Raw genomic sequence first — 18,975 nt, forward strand, 5'->3', positions numbered from 1 at the left:
GGTTGTTTATTAAGTGAAACGATTACCAATAAGAACAATAAATTTTCATAAAACAGGCACAGAAAATGAAAACACACAACGATTTAAAAACCTTCGCTACAAACAAAATAACTACCGTTTTCCGTAGTTCTTTGTGCAATATTGCTGCTACCTTACTATTACTACCTTGCGCTAATGCTGCTATTGCCCAAAGCAACTCAGTAGACAAACAAAACGACGATACCGAGGTGATTAGTGTCGTTGGTGTTCGTTCAAGTTTGGAAGCCGCACAACAAATAAAACGCACATCCAATACTGTGGTTGAAGCCATTACTGCAGAAGATATTGGTCAGTTTTCTGATGACAGTATTGCGGGTGCTTTACAAAGAATGCCGGGGATTCAGATAGAGCGGGATGATGCAGGAACCGATGGCGATAGAATTTCTATTCGCGGTTTAGGTCCTGAATTTGTTAACTCAACAATTAATGGACGCAGAATCTTATCTTCAGGAAATGAAGCCCGCGGTCTGCGCAAAATGAATTTCAATGTATTTCCTTCCAATATATTAAGCGGTGTTCGGGTTGCAAAAGGGCAAACGGCAGCTCGCCCCGAAAGTGGTCTAGCGGGACAGGTTAACTTGTTGACTTTAAGACCTCTAGATATGAAGCAGTTAGATGCAAACGAAACCTTTGGAATGGTTTCTGTTTCCGGTGATTATAATGATCTCGCTGGAGAGACCGGTAATAAGGTGAACTTATTTGGTGCTTGGAGAAACGAGACAAGTGATTTAGGCGCATTTCTTTCCGTTGTTACGGGTAAAAGTAATACTTCTCGCGATCAGGTTAACCTTAATTATGTTACCAGAGATATTAGAATTAATAACGATAATGTAGCGGGACAGGATGACGTTATAACAGGAGTCAATGTTCCTAATGCTGTCACCTACCGTCCGAACCGAAGCGCGGCAGATAGAACGGCACTATCTACTGGTATTCAATGGTTGCCATCCGATGATGTAGAAGTTGTTTGGGATTTAACCTATACGGAATTTGACAATCAATCACAACGACATAACGGTCAATTTCTATTTGGCGGTATTTGGGCCAATACTGTGTTTGACGAGTCAGCAGTCATAGTTGATGAAAATAATGTGCTGCAATATGCTGATTTTAGCCAAGCAGAGCTTGCCGGTGCTATTAATTATAGAATGCAAGATATGACATTTAACAATGTCACTGAGAATCTAATTACTGGATTAAATGTTGAGTGGGTGACGGGTAAGTTAACGTCTTCTTTTGATGTGTTTATGTCATCGGTTGATTATAAACAAGACCTCAGATTTCCAATATTTCAAATCGGTGCTGATGAGTCTTTAGTTTCATTTGATATGACAAGCGGTCTACCTAACATAGGTTTCGGTCCTGAGTTGTTAGTGCCAGATGAAGCCACTTATATCTTTAGTATCGTGCGCGAAATTGAACTCGATGCAGATAATCACGGTGTTAGTTTAGATTTTAATTATGATCTTGATTCAGAACATTTCTCAGCGGTGAAATTTGGCGTCAACTACGACAAAACTTCAATTCTATCTATTCGCACAGCTGCTGTGGAATATAACCCTGCTGATTTGTCGCCTAACCCAGCGGCACAAATTGCTGACGCAGGCGTAACTGGAGAGGTTCTTTCTGATGAATTACTTACTTCGGCAATGATTGCACCGCGAATTTATCAGATATCTGATTTTTCTGCCGTAGCGGCAATCGACAGTCGTGTATTAACGACAGGCGTAAATGAACTAGGCATCGATCCTGCTGCCTCACATGACAGTGAAGAAACTATAACCGCTCTATATACACAAATCGATCTCGATTCAGAATTGGCGGATATTCCGGTTAATGGGAACTTTGGTGTTCGTGCAGTATTTACCGAAAATACTGCAAGTGCACAAGCAAGAGTCGTTGATACTGATGGAAGTGTGAGTCTTGTGCCAATTACCACTGGCGGTGATTATTGGGAAATATTACCTAGCGTAAACCTAAACTTTTCTCTACAAAATGATTTGGCGTTGCGGTTTGGAGTATCAAAGACTCTTTCAAGACCTGATTATGAAGAAATTGCGCCCATAATGGCAATTACAGTGCCGGATGATCCAACGAGTCCTGGTAATGCTGTAGCTGGAAACCCAGATCTAGATCCTATGACCGCGTGGAATTATGATATTACTTTGGAAAAATATACAGGTAAGAAAGGTGCGTTTATCGCCAGTATTTTTTATAAAGATGTTAGAAACTTCATCATTGACCAATTAGTACAGGGACAAACTATCCCAGGGCAGGGCGATACATTATTTAATTCTACGCTACCGATTAATTTTTCAGATGGCGAAGTGAAAGGCTTAGAGCTTGGATTTTATATGCCTTTAGAAGAAATATTGCCGGAACTTGAGGGTTTTGGTGTTTCGGCTAACTACACTTATGTTGATAGTTCCTTTGATAAAGATGTAGGAGATGCTGGTTTTGGTTTCCCTGGATCATCTAAGAACAACTACAACTTTATGGCATTTTATGAAACAAGCTTGTTTACCGCCCGTGTATCTTACGTTACTCGTTCAGAATTTTTCCGAACATTAGCAGGGGCAGGCTCGCAAACCACAACAGCTCGTTTTACCGGAACGACTGAAGATTTAAGTTTCAATTTGAATGTACGTCCTACTGCCAATTTATCTTTGGCATTTAACGCGTCGAACCTTACTGATGATGTGAGAAGAGATTATGTCGGTGCTGAAACAACCTTCTTGGATGTTTTTGCAGCAGGTCGCTCTTATTCATTGTCTGCTACTTATAAATTCTAAATATAATATAATCCCGTTAAGAGCACGAAGTTTGTGTTCTTAACCCTTTTTAAAGTGAGTCTTTTTAATGAACATTCGATATTTTGCAAAAGGTGTGTTTTTTCTAATTATAGGTGTTGGCTTACAAGCTTGTGGTGCCGAAAAAAAGCCTATGTTAGAAGCAAACAGTGACGCTATTGCAGCTGAGCAACAGTCAAAAGCCCCGAACATTGTGCTGATTATGACAGATGATCAAGGGTTTGGTGACTTGAGTCTTAATCACAATCCGGTGATAAACACTCCTAATATTCAAACTTTGGCAAATCAGTCGACAAGTTTTGAAAATTTTCACGTTGATCCGACCTGCTCACCAACGCGCTCAGCATTATTAACGGGCAAACATTCTATGCGAGCCGGTGTTTGGCATACCGTTATGGGACGTTCGTTTTTAGCGGCAGAACATGTAACTGTAGCCGAAATACTCTCTGATAATGGTTACGACACTGCCTTGTTTGGTAAATGGCATTTGGGCGATAGCTATCCTTTTAGACCGCAAGACCAAGGCTTTCAAACAAGCCTAATCCATGGCGGAGGCGGCGTTGGGCAATCGGGTGATTATTGGGGAAATACCCAATTTGATGATTTCTATTTGCGCAATGGAAAAGTTGAAAAGTTTGATGGTTATGCCACTGATATTTGGTTTGACGAAGCAGAACAGTTTATTCGTCAAAGCAGTAAAACAGATAAGCCTTTCTTTGCTTACATCGCGACCAATGCTCCTCACTCTCCATACAGAGCTAAAGATAAAGATATTCAAGTATATCGTGATCTAGGCTTACCAGAAGAAATTGCACGTTTCTACGCAATGATATCGGTGATTGACACTGGAGTCGGTAAGATTAGAAATGTATTGGATGAATTGAACATTACTGACAATACAATATTTATTTTTATGACTGATAATGGAAGTTCATTCACGCCTGCACGTATCGGCAAAAATCATAATACTATCCACGATTTAACTGCTGAAATTGGTCAACAAGTTGGCCAAGAATGGATATTCAACGGCGGTTTACGAGGCTATAAATCAGAAGTTTACGAAGGCGGTCACAAAGTCCCATTTTATATTCATTATCCTAAAGGCGGCATTGATCAAGGTCGCAAAGTAGATACCTTGGCTGCGCATTTTGATTTATTACCAACACTAATGGAATTGGTCGGTATCGATGCCTCTCAAGCTGCGGATATTGATGGCGTTAGCTTAGTCCCTGTACTTAAAGATAATGGCTCACTTGAACCACGTAAAATAGTAGTGACAAATCAACGGGTCGATCAGCCTAGAATTGGCAGACCTTCTGTTGTAATGGATGGTAATTGGCGTTTTGTTTCTGAATTGGATAAAAACAAAGAAGAGTTATATGACTTAGCATCTGATCCATCTCAACAAGTTAATTTGCTTAACGATGAGCCAGAAAAAGCGGCTGAACTGCGTCAATCTTTACGTGATTGGTGGCAAGACGTTTCAAAAGATGTGGGACCAAGAGTCAGACCTATTGTTGGTAATGCTAACGAAAATCCGGTAAGGCTGAACGCTAATGATTGGATGGAAGCTGAATCTACCAATGTCATTGCTTGGTATCCTGGATTTAAAGCCTTGTTTTTGAAAGAGAAGAAAGAAGGTTGGATTACTCAAGTTGAAAAATTCAAGAGTCTTCCGTGGCACGTTGAGGTCGATAACTCAGGTAGCTATCAAATTTCCTTGTACTTTCATGATAAGCCCGCTCAACAACCGGTTGATCGGAAAAAAGCATTTTTGAAAATTGATGATATTGTTTATGAAACTGATGTAGACAAAGGTGCGGCGGGTGCGCAGTTCACATTGCCCTTGCAGAAAGGACCATTATCGGTTGAAGGTTGGTTTGCGAATGACAAAGATGACGCTGAAAGTCATGTGCCAGCATTTTATGCTTATATGGAAATTTTATAATTAACTGAATAAATTGCTTCACTTCGAAGATGAAGTGGAGCAATTTAACCCTCAATTACTTTCCCTAATCACATTCCATTCTTTTATCTTTAATAATAACGTTAAACATACTTTCATATCTTCCAGCTTCATTCGCATAAGGTGTCTGAAATAGTCACTTTTGGCCCGAAGTTTTAGGGCAAATAAAAGTAGCGAGCTAAATTAAGCTATCTAGTGCCCACCGCCACCTTTTCAACATTTAAATCTGGCCGATGACAATGCCAATCTGTGCACAGAAGTACTGACTTCATCGTAATCTGTCATTGTTGCTAATCATAAGTCGAAGATTTGTAGAAGATAACTGGTACATTTTTAGCCTGCACAATGAGTATTGCATCGGTTTTCATTGATTAAGGGGGGAGGTTGGTTGATTGAGGGGAGCACCTTGGAGCTGGCACATACGGTTATGCGTCTGACCAGCTGCCTGTCACTGTGCTTTTGAATGGTTACAATAATGGTTACTGCACATCAAGGAAACTATCTCACAAGCGCCTAGAGCTGGATATTAGCGATGTGAGATAGTAGGTAGTTGATAATGATGTTATTTATTTAGGCGTGGAGCAGACCAGCCCTGGTTTTTTATTTTTTCTAACTCCTCTCGTAGTTGAAGAGCTTTGTCTGGGTGCGCATCAATTAGGTTAAAACGCTGCTCAGGATCCTTTTGCATGTCGAATAACTGGCCTTTTTTATTATCGTCAGTTTGATAACCATATTTGCGTTGCCAATTTGCATAATTAAATCTTGCTAAATTACCATTTTGATTACCGGAAGAGGCATCAATTAAAGTCCATTTATCCTTACGAATAGCGAACTTACCTGCCGTAGTATTATGCACCATGGTGCCACGGGGACTTACTGATGTTTGTCCTGTCCATAGCTTCATAAGGTTAAAAGAGTCTTGTGCAGCGTTGTCTGGTAAGTTAAAACCGACAATTTCAGCAATGGTTGCCATGATATCCGTTTGCGACACTAATTCATCGGTTTTGCTATTGGCTTTCACACGGTTTGGCCAGCGCACTATCATAGGAACTCTGTGTCCACCTTCATAAGTATCTCGTTTGAGGCCTCGAAAAGGGTAAGAAGACCAGTGATCAAATTTTTCATCCCTAAGATAAGCGTAATTTTCAGGCCCGTTGTCAGAGCTAAAAATAATTAGGGTGTTGTCGGCAATGCCTGCTTTATCAATTGTATCGAGAAGCTTACCAATTGAATCATCAGTTTCAACTATTAGGTCTCCGTAAGGACCTGCTCTAGAAGTATTGTCAAATTCGTCATTAGGAATGATGGGAGCATGAGGAGAAGGATAGGCAAAGTATAAAAAGAAGGGCTGATCATGCTTCGATTTTTCGGTAATAAATTCGATTCCTTTCTGGGTTGTTGTGGGAATGTTATCGTATGGGTTCCAACCCGTTACCATTGGCCCTTCTCGGTAGCGCATTTTGCCTTCTTTGTTTTTCCAAAGTGTGCCATCCACCATAGTGTCAGGTACTTTTGTTACGCGATCATTTTCGATCCAAACATAAGGAGGGAAATTAATAACATTGTCGCCAAAGTAATAATCAAATCCGTGGGCGGTTGGCCCATTCTCTATTGCCTTATTCCAATCAAAGTCTGCAGGTTTTACCCCATCGGAGGGGGCGTCGGCTTTTCGTATAGAGTTCCAATCCCAACCTAAGTGCCATTTTCCGATGGCGCCGGTGGTATATCCTTTTTGTTGAAGCATCTCTGGCAAAGTAAGTTGCTCAGGGTCAAAAACAGAATCGCCGAACGCTTTTACAATGTCGTGGAATTTACGCCAATGGTATTGTCCTGTTAACAAAGCATATCGCGAAGGTGAACAAATTCCTGATGAAGTGTGAGCATCGGTAAAACTTAAGCCTTGGTTGGCTAATTCATCTAAATTGGGAGTGGGTATTTTAGAGCGTTGATTAAAGCTGCCTAGATCGCCGGCCCCCAGATCATCAGCATATAAAATCACAATATTGGGTAATGGATCCGCAATAGGTTGTTCTTCAGTGGCGTTTTTATCTTGTGAACATGCGGTAGTGAGTGTGATTGCGAGGGTTAGCAATCCTTTGAGTAAAACCGGTGTATGATTTTTCCAATTTCTAAACATCATAATGAGATAGTCCTAAAAATTACATTTACATTCATAATTGTTAGATTGTTTATATTTAAATGTAAATTTTATTGATAAATTGAAAAGTAGCATGTTTTACCGTTTTTAACAAAGATTAAACCCTTGCGGCAATTCATTATGTATAGGCTTTTTTTAGCCAAATTATCAACATTGTTAGTGCTTGCAGCTTGTTTATGGAGTGGGTAGGTAAAATTCAATTATGTATATTTTGTTTGTATATAAAATAAGTTTTTACATATGAGATTTAGTTGTGTTAATCTAATGTTATCAAAACTTTTCTAGCTTAAATGAAATAGGTTGTATCAGACGGTGGGCTAAAGTGGAATACAAGTATTGTCTTTTCACATCGCTAGCTTTCAAATCACACTAAAGCTTGATCGTTTAGATGTACTTAAAACTTGAAGTGGTGACAGATAATTTGTCACTTGTTTAAAAGTTCCACTAATAAATAGTTAATAGAGGGTGCCATCATGAAAAATATTTTAAGAATAGCGTTATCAAGTGTAATGGTTACAGCATTATTATTCGCAATCTCCTCAGAGTCACATGCTAAAGAAAGTCGTTTTAGTAAATTTGATGCTAACTCTGACGGCAAAATATCAGTTGATGAGATTGCCGCAAGAATTAAAAAACCTAGCAATGCACCTAAGCGTGTAGCTGCATTAGATGTTGATGGAGACGGCTTCCTTAGTCCAGAGGAATTTTCGACAAAATCTAAGAAAAAGAACAAGAAAAAGAACAAGTAGTCAATAATCGAATTTAAGTGAAAAGGTCATTAATTAAAATAGTGACCTTGAATTAACACTTAACCAGCTGAAAAGATGTAGGGGAATATTTAGTGAACATTAATAAAATGAAGCTCCTTGTTGCACTTGCAGGAATATGTTTCACTTCTGCATCTTTTGCTGCTGAGAAGGTTAACGCTAGAATAAAGCCTGAAAAGCCAAATATTATATTTATTTTTGCCGACGACTTAGGTTGGGGTGATATTAGTAAACACGGTCATCCAGATATTAAAACGCCTAATATTGACCGATTAGCCGATGAAGGCTCAGAGTTTTATCAGTTTAGTGTGTCTAATCCAGTGTGTTCGCCTAGCAGAGCTGCGGTTTTAACCGGGCAATATCCTGCCAGAAATAGCGTTCATCGTCATTTTGCTACTTTCGAACACCACGATAATTTTGCTATGCCTGATTGGCTTGATCAAACTGTTGTCACTATGCCGAGAGTATTGCAGAAAGCGGGATATAAAACCGCCCACTTTGGTAAATGGCATTTAACTAATCGAAATATTAAAGATGCGCCACTGCCAACTGAATACGGATATGACGAGGCCGCAGTATTTAATGGTCCTGGGCCGCAAACTGATACTTTCAAATTATATGATGATGCCACGGATTTTATAAAACGTAATAAAGACGTGCCTTTCTTTATTAATTTGTGGATCCATGAAACACACACGCCTCATTACCCACCAGCGGATTCGATGGCAAAATACACGCATTTGAACGAGCAAGAGCAAGTTTATGCTGCTGTTGTGGATGGTGCTGACCAACGAATTGGAAAAATATTAAACTTGTTAGACGAATTAGCGCTAACAGAAAACACACTCATCGTATTTTCCAGTGACAATGGCCCCGAAGTCACTGGATCGAAAAGTAAACACTTTCATCATAAAGACCCTGACGGAAAAGTCGTGGGTATTGACCCATTAGGAACCTATTTTAGTGTTGGTAAAACAGCAGGATTACGTGGACAAAAGCGTGACACTTACGAGGGTGGACTACGCGTGCCATTTTTAGTGCGTTGGCCTAATAACGTACCTGCAGGACGAGCAGATACTGAGTCGGTTGTTACCGCAGTTGATTTATTGCCTACTTTTGCCGAGGTTGCAGGTGCGGAATTACCTCAAGGTTACCAACCCGATGGTCAAAGCATTCTCCCATTACTCAAGGGCGGAACGTTAAGTCGTGAGAAACCCTTGTTTTGGCAATGGCAATATGGTGAAAAGTCCGGCAAAAAGCCAATGCTAGCAGTCCGCGAAGGGCCCTGGAAACTATTCTATTTTCAACATCAAGAGCATGTCGAATTATACAATGTCATGCGCGACCGCGCTGAAACCATGAATGTTGCTAGTCAGTACCCGGCAATCGTTAACAAGCTGAAGGGCCTAGCTATCGCTTGGAATGAAACATTACCAACGTCGCCCAGTCCATCAACATTCTCGGCATTAAGACAGTAAATTATTGACAATTAAACAGGTTGTTTCAAACCAGTGGTTAGCACTGAATAAGCGACGTTATTTTGGGTTAAAACAATTTAACAATCGTTGAAACGACAAGTACTAAATTTATAAATTATAGGAATACCAATGAAATTAATGAAACAAAAGATCGCGGTCTCAATTGCCAGCGCACTACTTTTTTCTAGCATGGTGACTGTTCCAGCTTATTCTCAAGAAAACAAGGCTGAAGCAACGCAATCTATGGATGAATTGTGGGGCGATAGCGCAATCGATAAAGCTAAGCATGCCAATGCTGAGCGTGGCGAATGGTTTGCACAAGACAAATATTCTATGTTTATTCATTGGGGATTGTTCTCCATACCTGCAGGTGAGTGGAAAGGCAAAACTTACTACGGCATTTCCGAGTGGTTAATGTCCGGTCGAGTGGCTGATATTCCTAAAGATGAGTATAAGCAGCTTGCAGCCGAGTTTAATCCTACTGAGTTTGACGCAGATGCCATTGTGCAATTGGCTGTCGATGCGGGAATGAAAAATATTGTGATTACAGCAAAACACCATGAAGGTTTTGCTATGTATCACTCAAAAAGCAGTACATACGATATTGAAGATGCTAGTCCTTACAAACGTGATCCTTTAAAAGAGCTGGCCGAGGCTTGCGCCGAAGCAGGTATTGGGCTGGGTTTCTATTATTCGCAAATGCAAGATTGGTATGAACAAGGTAGCGCAAGCATTCCATGGTCATCTGAAAAACAACAAGGCGATTTTACTGAATACTTTGAGCGTAAAGTTATCCCTCAAGTAACGGAGTTATTGACTGAATATGGGCCTATTCGTACGGTTTGGTTCGACACTCCTGGCGATATGACAAAGGAACAATCGCAACAGTTGGTTGACTTAACCCGCAGTCTGCAACCCGAAGCAATGATCAATAGTCGTATTGGTAATGGTGTTGGCGACTTTTCTACCTTAGGTGATCACAGCTTATCGCAAGTTAACCACCCAGGTCTTTGGGAAACCATAGATACAACAAACAACAGTTGGGGCGACGCTTGGTACGACAAAAACTGGAAATCGGGGACTGAAATATTACATCGCTTGATTTCAACTGTCGCACGTGGCGGTAACTACATGCTCAATATCGGGCCTAAAGGAAATGGCGAAGTGCCTGAAATGGCAGCAAAAGGATTACGTAGAGCTGGAAAATGGTTGGCTCACAGTGGCGAAACCATTTATGGCGCAAAGGGGTCTCCGTGGGGGCGCGCGCAATCTTGGGGTGATATAACGGTTAAGGGTAACAAGCTATATTTACATATTTTTGACTGGCCTGAGAATGACCAAATTCATTTGGCAGGATTAAAAAATCAGATCACTTCGGCGCATCTATTAAATGCCGAAGAACCTGGCTTTATGGCAAGTTTATTCGCTTCAGATGAAGATGAAGTTACCTATGCTAAACAGGATAACGGTTGGACAAGTTTTACCTTGGCGATGGAAAAACCAGATTCATTAGTGCCAGTAATTGTTGTTGAATTAGATGGAGAGCCTGAAGTAGATAGCACTATTGGTATCGATCCAAGTATTAAAACGACAATTAATTCGGTTTTCGCGAATTGCGATGGTTGTACCAAAAAAGAAATTCGTTGGATGCAAAAATTCGGTGATTGGAATTATGCCAACAACCTATTGAATTGGAAAGATAACGGCAAAGGTGAGTGGAAAGTTGATGTAGCCGAACCAGGTGATTACTTTATTGAAGTTGAATATTCGGCTGATGATATCGTTGATTTTAGCGAGTGGGTATTTTCCTTCAACGGCGAAATTTTAATGATGCAAGCCCTTGATACTGGTGAGCGGAAAAACTCTAAGCGCCAAGGAAAAGGAAAAACCTTGTACCGCTATCGTACCGATGAAGTTGGCGTGGTTAACCTTAAAAAGGGCAAGCAATCTATTACTGTCACACCTAAAGGTAAGGTTGTTGGTGGCGGTATAAACCTTCGTGCTATTCATTTAACCCCAATTGTAGAATAAGGATTTATGATGAAACGAATATTACTTGCATCATTGAGTGTTTCCATGTTGCTGAGCTTGTCATCGTGCTCCTCGGTCGAGACTGCAGTGGAAGACAAATCTGAGCTGATAAAACCCAATGTTATTGTTTTTTACGTGGATGATTTAGGTTGGCAAGATAGCCAACTTAATGATGTCGATGAGCCAACTCCGTGGGAAACGCCTAATATTTTGGCCCTTGCAGAAAAGGGAATGAATTTTACTCAGGCATATTCTTCGGCTCCGACCTGCGCGCCATCTAGAGGAGGATTGTTATCGGGACAGCATCCTGCCAAAACCAACCTTACCCACGTTTTAGGCGCAGGGATCCCAAAGCCTCGAAATAGACGTAGTCAACTTATCGAGCCTTACTACAACGATCACCTAGCCGAGAATATTTTAACTTTGGCTGATGCATTAAAAGCAAACGGTTATAAAACGGGTCATGTGGGTAAGTGGCATTTAGGACATTACGCCAGCAATGCGCCTAAAACTGCTGGCTTCGATTTTTCGTTTGATAAAAGAGGTGTGCACTCTAACAGCAAGCAGCGCCATAAAGATTTTGATAACGCACAGTTTCCTTTGAGTGAAGAAAAGTATCCACCGTTTAGTGATAAAAATCCAGACGGCATCTCTTATCCCCTTGATTTGGTGACTGAAAATGCATTGAACTTTGTACAAGAAAACAAAGATCAGCCGTTCTTCCTGTATTTAGCCCATTGGATGGTGCACACGCCCATTGTTACCAAGAATAAAGCCTTGTTAGAACATTACACAGATAAGCTGGGTATACCTTTTCCAACCAATCCTGATCCGGTAACAACATCAGGTCAAACTAATCCCTATTATGGGGCTATGGTGACAACCGTTGATTGGAGTTTAGGCCGTTTAGTGTCCTTACTCGAACAAACTGATGACCCTCGTAATCCAGGTAAAAAGTTAATCGAGACAACCTATATTTTCCTGTCCTCTGATAACGGCGGAGCAGAGAAGTCTGGACCTGAAATTATCACCGACAACTTGCCGTTAGATATGGGTAAAAAGCATACAGAGGAAGGCGGTATAAGAGTTCCTATGGTCGTGACCGGACCCACAGTTAAAAAGAATGTAAATCATCATGGGATTGTAAATCAGCTTGATTATTATCCAACAATTCTAGCCTTAACTAATTCAACCATTCCTAAAATGGAAAAAGAAAAGTTAAGTGGACTTAATTTATCGCCTGTACTTCAAGACGAAAATAAGCAAGCAACTTTTGATAATGGTGAAGTACGCAAAAACCTGTTTTGGCATTTCCCTCACAATAGTGATGACACCATGCAAAGTGCCATTCGTGAGGGTGATTTTAAGCTAACCTTACATCACTTCGATAATTCATATTCGTTGTATCGCTTATACAAAGACGGTAAGCGTTTTGATATCGAAGAGAAGAACAACCTCATACAATCTCCTGAATATGCGGATATAGTGAAAGAACTATCACAAAACTTGGACCAATTATTAACAGAAAATAATGCAATTTTTCCAAAATTAAATCCCGCTCATGAGGCCAACGGACCAACTCGATTATTGGTGCCTGAGGTAGCTTCAAGTAATTTCAATAAGAAAAGTCGAGTTGCTACGGTTAAATTAGTGACGGGTAAAACTAAGCTAAAAGAAGCTTATTTACTGTTAGAAATCGCTAAGACAAAAGGTAATAAAAAAGGGGGTAAGAAATTTATTACTTATAAAAAAGTACCGGTAGAAATTAATCAACAAGAATTGATGATTTCAGGAGTCATTCCTGAAGAGTATGATGCCTATTTATTTGTGCTTATCGACGATAACAATTTCTTAGTCACAACGGATAAGTATAAATCGTAATTGTTATTTCTATATGGGGCATATGGTTTGACCAATAACCTATGCTCCATACTCTCAAACTAAATTAAGATCCCCATGCTATTTACTTCCTCAGGTTTCCTTAACGCAATCAAGTAAAAAGCAAGCAAGGACTAATAAAAATAAAGGAAAGCGAATGAATCGGAACCCATTGATATATTTAGGTATTTCCTTAGCGCTAGGGATTGTAGGATGCAGCTCAAATAGCGATAGCGAAAATACCCTAAACAAAGATGTCGATTTTCAAACTGCAACAAAACCAAATGTTATTGTCATTTTAGCTGATGATATGCGCTCTGGTGTAACTGGATATGAAGGCCATCCCGTTATACAAACGCCTAATATTGATAACTTAGCTGAAAATGGCACTGTGTTTTCCAAGAGTTTTGCGACCAGCGCAGTTTGCACCCCAAGCCGCACGAGTTTATTAACTGGATTATACGAACGACGTCATGGTATTAACTTCAATTCTAAAAGCAGTATGACGGAAGAAGCGTGGTCGCAAACTTATCCAATGCTTTTGAAAGAAGCGGGTTACTTTGTTGGTTGGATTGGCAAAAACCATACACCAGTAGGCAAAAACGAGGCTGGTAAAATTGGCTATGATAGCGGTGTAATGGATAAAAGCTTTGATTATTGGTATGCCAGTCATGGGCACTTAGGTTTTTATCCAAAAGAGCGAAAAAAACACGCTATTTTTAAAAATGCCCAAGCGGACACACAAGTTGAGATTTTGGAAGAAGGTTTAGATAACTTCATGGAGCCCAACGAAGCATTCAAGGCAGGCTACAATTTCCTTGATAGTAGACCAACGGATAAACCATTTGCGTTGATGATTAATTTTAATGTTCCCCATGGTAACAGTACATCTAGAATGGAGTTGCGTGAGACTGATTTAGATCTTTATAAAACCGCTTACAGAGATCAAATAGATGAAATAAAGCTGCCAGAAACCTATGTTGCACAAAAAGACATAAGATCCCCTAAAATCCCTAAAAACGTATACAACGGCAAATTTAATCGAGGTTATGACTACGTTAAAACGCCAAAAGCATTAAAAGAGCGGAAAATAAGAGAAATGCAGGCTATTTCTGGTATTGATAAGTTAATTGGCAAGTTGTTGATCCATCTTGATGAACAAGGAATAGCGGATAACACTATTATTGTCTTTACCTCTGATCACGGTCTTATGCACGGCCAATTTGGTTTAGGCGGAAAAGTGCATTTATACGAACCGTCTGTAAGAGTGCCGTTAGTGGTTTATGACCCAAGAATTAAGCATAAAAAAGCAAATGAAAGCAATGAGTTGGTAGCACTTGTAGATATCGCTCCTACATTGCTGGATTTAACCAATAATGAGATCCCAAGCGGAATGCAAGGACAGAGTCTAAAGCCCCTTATGCTGGAAAATAGCGCTATAAAAGCCCATAAAGATTGGCGTCAAGAACTGTTCCTTGAAAATATGATGACAATTCAAAATTACCCGCGCATGGAAGGGGTTCGCACTCAGAAGTGGAAATACATTCGCTATTTTGACAAGAAAAAAGATCAGTCGTATGCCAACATGAGCGTTGCTTCCATAAATGGCGAAAAGCCTATTTATGAAGAGTTATTTGATTTAGAAAATGACCCGAATGAGATTGAGAATGTCATTGCTGATCCTAAGAACTCTGAGATTGTTACATTTTTACGGAACAAAAATGCAACATTAGTCAAAGAGTTTCGCGGTGATAAACCATTAGAAACCCACCTTAGTAGAAAAAGGAACAAGCATTAAAGTAATTTGATGCGCGGTAGTTGAAATAAGTACATTTTTAATAAGTAGAAGCTCAGGCCTGATCTGACAGTTACCCTATTTTCAGGGTGGCTTGTTAGCTTAGGCTTGTTTTTTTGGCGAGAAGATAAATTCAAATCCTTAGATTCTGATACTGAATTCGAAACAGCTGACAACACACATCAATCAAACCCATAAACGGTTTTTATCGTTTGTGCTAAAACAAGGCTAACTTACCCGCAATTGCTTGTGGCGTGAGCATTATGGAATATTTAGTATGAATAAATTTATTTTGGCTTTTGGAATATTACCTTACCTTAGCGGGTGCTCTATACTTCAAAGCGGCGCCATGATCGGAGCTTACAACGCAATTGAAGAAAACAATTGCATGTTGGCATATAAAAAACTCAGCAGAGCAGGGAGTTATTCAGAAACTACACCTGCACTCAGAGCTGAAATAACCTACTTGAGAGCAATTTGTTTAGAAAAAGAAAACAGGTACAGAGAAGCTATTGGTCAACACTTATATCTGATAAAAACCTATCCAGAATCTGAATACTCTTATCGATCAAAAAGTAAATTGGTACTACTTAATAAAAACCTAAAGCAAGTAGGTAAGAAGAATAAACCAGTAAGTAAAAAGCCTAAACAAGTCATATAAAGCAAGAAATTGAATAAGGATAAAAAATAGTTGGTTTTTGGCTCATTAAAGACCTGCTTTAGCTTTTATTTCAAATAATTTTAAAGGACGTTGGTGAATTAAAACATCATCCATTTCGCCGATAAAATCTGCGCCAATTTCAACATCCATACTTTTTGATTTAACGGTAAAAGTGTTAATGGTTGTTTGCTCGCCTGCGAGGGTTGTTGACTCTAATACGCCGTCAACGTATAGCTTTGTATTGCTCAGTTGCTTGTCTGGTGAGACAACAGCTATGTGATGCCATTCACCATCATTAAGTTTGGTTGTGCCGCTTAATGTCCCGTTTGTAATGCTTACCCTCAATGCATCATTTTTTAAACGAACAACATACTGTTCACCATCGACAAGGTCTGTATTTCCCCATTTAATGATGGTTCCTTTGCCGTTTGTTGCTCTTATCCACGCCATAACGGTGCGAGGATCGGCTTCGTTTACACCGTTGTAACGGTCGGCAACAACAGAAGCGTTTCCATCAAACGAATAAACTTCGCTGTTACGGCTGCTGTCATACACGCCAACAATAGCGCCATTGTTAGATGATTTTCTTGCATAAATTGAGTTGTCAGTAACGGTGTTACCCGATAACTCATTAAAACGAAGATCGTAAGCCACTTCTAAATCGATATCAGCATCAACCGAGTTTGCAAGGTAATCTATTTCAGTTTCGGCTAAAGCACGATCATGAATAGTGATTTTGTCTATTAGTCCGGTAAATGCACCACCTATTTGCACATTGCTATTTGCTACGGTATTAAATGTAGAAGTATTCCCGCTTAAAGAGACATTTTCTAAGATGCCATTTATATATATTTTAATATTGCCAACGGCATTATCGGGAGCAACAACCGCAATGTGATGCCATTGATCATCGTTAACAGAAGTTGTGCCAACGACGGATGCGTCATTTAAAATTAATCTAAGTTTCCTATCAACTAGGCTTAATCTCCATTGCTCACCAGAGCCAGTATTACCCCATTGGATAATATCACCTATAGTGCCTGTTGTTTTTATCCAAGCCGTTATTGTGCGCGCTTTATTACCTAAAACGCCCACGTAGCTATCTAGCGTCAGGTTATCGTCTTCACTTAAGCTTGCGACGTTCCCTCTAGTCATGTCTTGCACAAATACAGCACCATTAACGGTTACCAAATATTGGTTTACAGAATCATCATAAGTCGTCGTATCATCTGCACCATCTAAATTCAAATGTAGCTGTTTGCCTCGATTAACTTGCATACGCGCCATAAGTTTTGCTTGAGGTTGCGAAATTAACAAAGGCTCGCCACCTGAAATTGAACCTTCATGGCTTAACGCCCAGGTATACGCTCCGTTAGCGTTTAAAGCTCTATTTAGCCAATCACTACCTTTTGCTTCAGAAAATACAACCGTGCCACCGTTCCAACTTTGTTGAAGGGGCATAAACATCTGCCCTACGGCATCGACATCATCTTCTTCAATGGCTGGAAAAACACCATTTGCAGTCGCTTCAATCGCGGTCAACATCGGTAAATTGATATCAGAAGAAGAAACGGTTCGGGTTAGCGGGGTAGGATGTCCACCCGTAAAGTCTTCTGGCACCTCGGGGTTATTTCCCAAGTAGACGTCTTCAGCTAAACCTAGTGCGACCACAGCATCACTATTGCCGGCTCTTGCTGCATCGGGCAATAATCTGTAGTCACCGTATGTGGCGTGATCAAACCACCATCCATCAATAAGATCGCCATAACGTAACGATAATGTTTCTACTATATTGACCAAGGCCAATTGAAAGCTGTGATGAAGACTGGTGGACGGATAATTTACTAATACGTAATCTCTCCATCGATTCATGCTTGCCGAGCAATATACTTGAGTATCAGGATCGGCTGCGACAGGCCGTGTCGATTTACATGCACTGCCGTCTGTTTTATCAACAATAGAATCGTCATAATCCATTGATTTTTCAGCACCGTGTTTCAGCATACCCGGCCCCTGCGTGGCAATGTACGCAATCACTTTAATGCCTTTGGCTTTTAGTCCGAGTGCCAGTTGTTCAAAAAGGTCATCTCCAGGTAAGCTTGAATCATGTAAATTATCAACACTATTTGGCGCGGCATTAGGATTAATCGCTTCAACTTCCGGTACTGGCACAATAAAGCGATCACCGAACGCACCATTCGTCAAATTTACCTGTAACCATGTTAACCCTGGAATCGCGGCTATTTGCTCGACAGCAGGCCTTACTTGATATTCATTTACGTGACTTTCAGGTTGACTGATATCACCGCCAGATATTCTAAAACTAATTCCCCAATTTCCTTGCATCCAGCTAGCTTTAGGTCCTGAGCCACTATCTTCTCCAACAGATGAACCATTATCACCTCCAAGAGTTGAATCGTTGTCAGTATTGGTTTCCGATGAGCTACCGCAAGCCATTAATCCAAGGGTTAGCGCTGTGCAGCAAATTATTCGTAATTTCATATCAGTTCCTTAAACTAAGGTTTTACCACCTACAGTGCTGTCTTCAGACAAATTATTTTTGTTATATATGGTGTATTGACACTTATTTACTATCTTTAACATGTCAATTAATAAGATATGCTATCTAATTGATTGATGGTCTTAGAGGGAGAAATACATCTATTTCTTACAAGTAATGGTCTGGTATCAAAGCAATTTTTAACAGCTTTTTGCATTGAGGTTGATTTGCTCAACCTCAATGTGAAGAGATGATTAGCGTTTAGCAGCAAATTTGCGGCTTGTTATAGCAAGTAAACTTAGGGTAAATATAAGAAGTGTTGAAGGTTCAGGCACTGAAACTACTGGAGCGGCAAATCGTTCGTATCGAATACTATCCCAATAGGCTCTATTGTTTTCACCATATGCAATAAATTCAACGGAAACCAAGTTATCCCACATGGTGGATAGATTAATCTTTCCTAACGACGAGAAGCTTTCCGAGATGCTTGAACCATCTGATAATAGTCCGTTTAGTGTTAAAGATGATACTGCGAAGGAATCATCTAAGTAACCATTTCCAGATTGAAATGATTCTAGGGAAAACAAGTCACCGTTGTCTGTTGCTAATGTAAAGCCAGACTCAAAACCTGAATTTGTCCAAGTCAATAAACTATAGTTTTTCCCTCTAAATATTGGATTCGATACATCAGTTCCAATTCTGTCAGGCGCTAAATATCCTAAACCATCTGAGATCCCTGTAACGATAAAATTTTTCGTTACTAATTCATCAATAGTAAAGTCACTTTCTGCTCCACCGTTGAAGTTAATAATTGCTGCAGACGCCGTACCAGCATTAAGTAGTAGACCAAAAACTAAGGTTTTAAATAATTTGCATTTCATGAGTATTTTCC

At 40.0% G+C, this 18,975-nt stretch carries 11 protein-coding genes; 8 read left to right on the forward strand and 3 right to left on the reverse strand.

The features are described from left to right. The first annotated feature begins 65 nt into the window (after window positions 1–65). Together ABJV04_RS07855 and ABJV04_RS07860 are read left to right on the forward strand one after the other, a co-directional pair. Window positions 66–2,831 (forward strand): TonB-dependent receptor, encoded by a 2,766-nt coding sequence (locus ABJV04_RS07855; protein WP_348490888.1) that lies wholly within the window; start codon window positions 66–68, stop codon window positions 2,829–2,831. A gap of 67 nt (window positions 2,832–2,898) precedes the next feature. Then, window positions 2,899–4,797, forward strand: coding sequence for an arylsulfatase (locus tag ABJV04_RS07860; RefSeq protein WP_348490890.1), 1,899 nt, complete (start codon window positions 2,899–2,901; stop codon window positions 4,795–4,797). A gap of 580 nt (window positions 4,798–5,377) precedes the next feature. Here ABJV04_RS07860 and ABJV04_RS07865 read toward each other — a convergent pair. Then, window positions 5,378–6,955: an arylsulfatase gene (locus tag ABJV04_RS07865; protein ID WP_348490891.1), complete on the reverse strand. Its 1,578-nt coding sequence runs from the start codon at window positions 6,953–6,955 to the stop codon at window positions 5,378–5,380. A 491-nt stretch (window positions 6,956–7,446) separates the two neighbouring features. Here ABJV04_RS07865 and ABJV04_RS07870 point away from each other — a divergent pair, with 491 nt between their 5' ends. The 6 genes from ABJV04_RS07870 (at window position 7,447) to ABJV04_RS07895 (ending at window position 15,583) form a co-directional block, all read left to right on the forward strand. After that, a complete protein-coding gene (locus tag ABJV04_RS07870) occupies window positions 7,447–7,722 on the forward strand; it encodes a hypothetical protein (RefSeq protein WP_348490892.1) in 276 nt (91 codons plus the stop codon). Between the two features lie 92 nt (window positions 7,723–7,814). Continuing rightward, complete coding sequence (locus ABJV04_RS07875; protein WP_348490894.1) at window positions 7,815–9,218, forward strand: sulfatase-like hydrolase/transferase; 1,404 nt, start codon at window positions 7,815–7,817, stop codon at window positions 9,216–9,218. Window positions 9,219–9,347: 129 nt separating this feature from the next. Further along, window positions 9,348–11,249, forward strand: coding sequence for an alpha-L-fucosidase (locus tag ABJV04_RS07880; protein WP_348490895.1), 1,902 nt, complete (start codon window positions 9,348–9,350; stop codon window positions 11,247–11,249). 9 nt (window positions 11,250–11,258) lie between these two features. Beyond that, window positions 11,259–13,130, forward strand: coding sequence for a sulfatase (locus ABJV04_RS07885; RefSeq protein WP_348490897.1), 1,872 nt, complete (start codon window positions 11,259–11,261; stop codon window positions 13,128–13,130). Between the two features lie 154 nt (window positions 13,131–13,284). Continuing rightward, window positions 13,285–14,925, forward strand: a complete 1,641-nt coding sequence (locus ABJV04_RS07890; RefSeq protein WP_348490899.1) for a sulfatase-like hydrolase/transferase — start codon at window positions 13,285–13,287, stop codon at window positions 14,923–14,925. Between the two features lie 274 nt (window positions 14,926–15,199). Next, the gene (locus ABJV04_RS07895) at window positions 15,200–15,583 is read left to right on the forward strand and encodes a hypothetical protein (protein WP_348490900.1); all 384 of its coding nucleotides are present in this window, start codon (window positions 15,200–15,202) and stop codon (window positions 15,581–15,583) included. Between the two features lie 45 nt (window positions 15,584–15,628). Here the strand turns inward: ABJV04_RS07895 and ABJV04_RS07900 are convergent, their stop codons facing one another. Then, entirely contained in the window at window positions 15,629–18,085 is a 2,457-nt protein-coding gene (locus tag ABJV04_RS07900) for a LamG domain-containing protein (RefSeq protein ID WP_348490901.1), read from the reverse strand. A 252-nt stretch (window positions 18,086–18,337) separates the two neighbouring features. Continuing rightward, complete coding sequence (locus tag ABJV04_RS07905; RefSeq protein WP_348490903.1) at window positions 18,338–18,964, reverse strand: PEP-CTERM sorting domain-containing protein; 627 nt, start codon at window positions 18,962–18,964, stop codon at window positions 18,338–18,340. Window positions 18,965–18,975 lie beyond the last annotated feature (11 nt).

This window comes from Aliiglaciecola sp. (genome assembly GCF_039982535.1).
Taxonomy (GTDB): Bacteria; Pseudomonadota; Gammaproteobacteria; order Enterobacterales; family Alteromonadaceae; genus Aliiglaciecola.

Bases quoted from the DNA above. Each gene is read 5' to 3' on its own strand.
- ABJV04_RS07865 (WP_348490891.1), bottom strand. From the start codon at position 6,955: ATGATGTTTAGAAATTGGAAAAATCATACACCGGTTTTACTCAAAGGA.
- ABJV04_RS07895 (WP_348490900.1), top strand. From the start codon at position 15,200: ATGAATAAATTTATTTTGGCTTTTGGAATATTACCTTACCTTAGCGGG.
- ABJV04_RS07890 (WP_348490899.1), top strand. From the start codon at position 13,285: ATGAATCGGAACCCATTGATATATTTAGGTATTTCCTTAGCGCTAGGG.
- ABJV04_RS07870 (WP_348490892.1), top strand. From the start codon at position 7,447: ATGAAAAATATTTTAAGAATAGCGTTATCAAGTGTAATGGTTACAGCA.
- ABJV04_RS07880 (WP_348490895.1), top strand. From the start codon at position 9,348: ATGAAATTAATGAAACAAAAGATCGCGGTCTCAATTGCCAGCGCACTA.
- ABJV04_RS07905 (WP_348490903.1), bottom strand. From the start codon at position 18,964: ATGAAATGCAAATTATTTAAAACCTTAGTTTTTGGTCTACTACTTAAT.
- ABJV04_RS07860 (WP_348490890.1), top strand. From the start codon at position 2,899: ATGAACATTCGATATTTTGCAAAAGGTGTGTTTTTTCTAATTATAGGT.
- ABJV04_RS07900 (WP_348490901.1), bottom strand. From the start codon at position 18,085: ATGAAATTACGAATAATTTGCTGCACAGCGCTAACCCTTGGATTAATG.
- ABJV04_RS07855 (WP_348490888.1), top strand. From the start codon at position 66: ATGAAAACACACAACGATTTAAAAACCTTCGCTACAAACAAAATAACT.
- ABJV04_RS07885 (WP_348490897.1), top strand. From the start codon at position 11,259: ATGAAACGAATATTACTTGCATCATTGAGTGTTTCCATGTTGCTGAGC.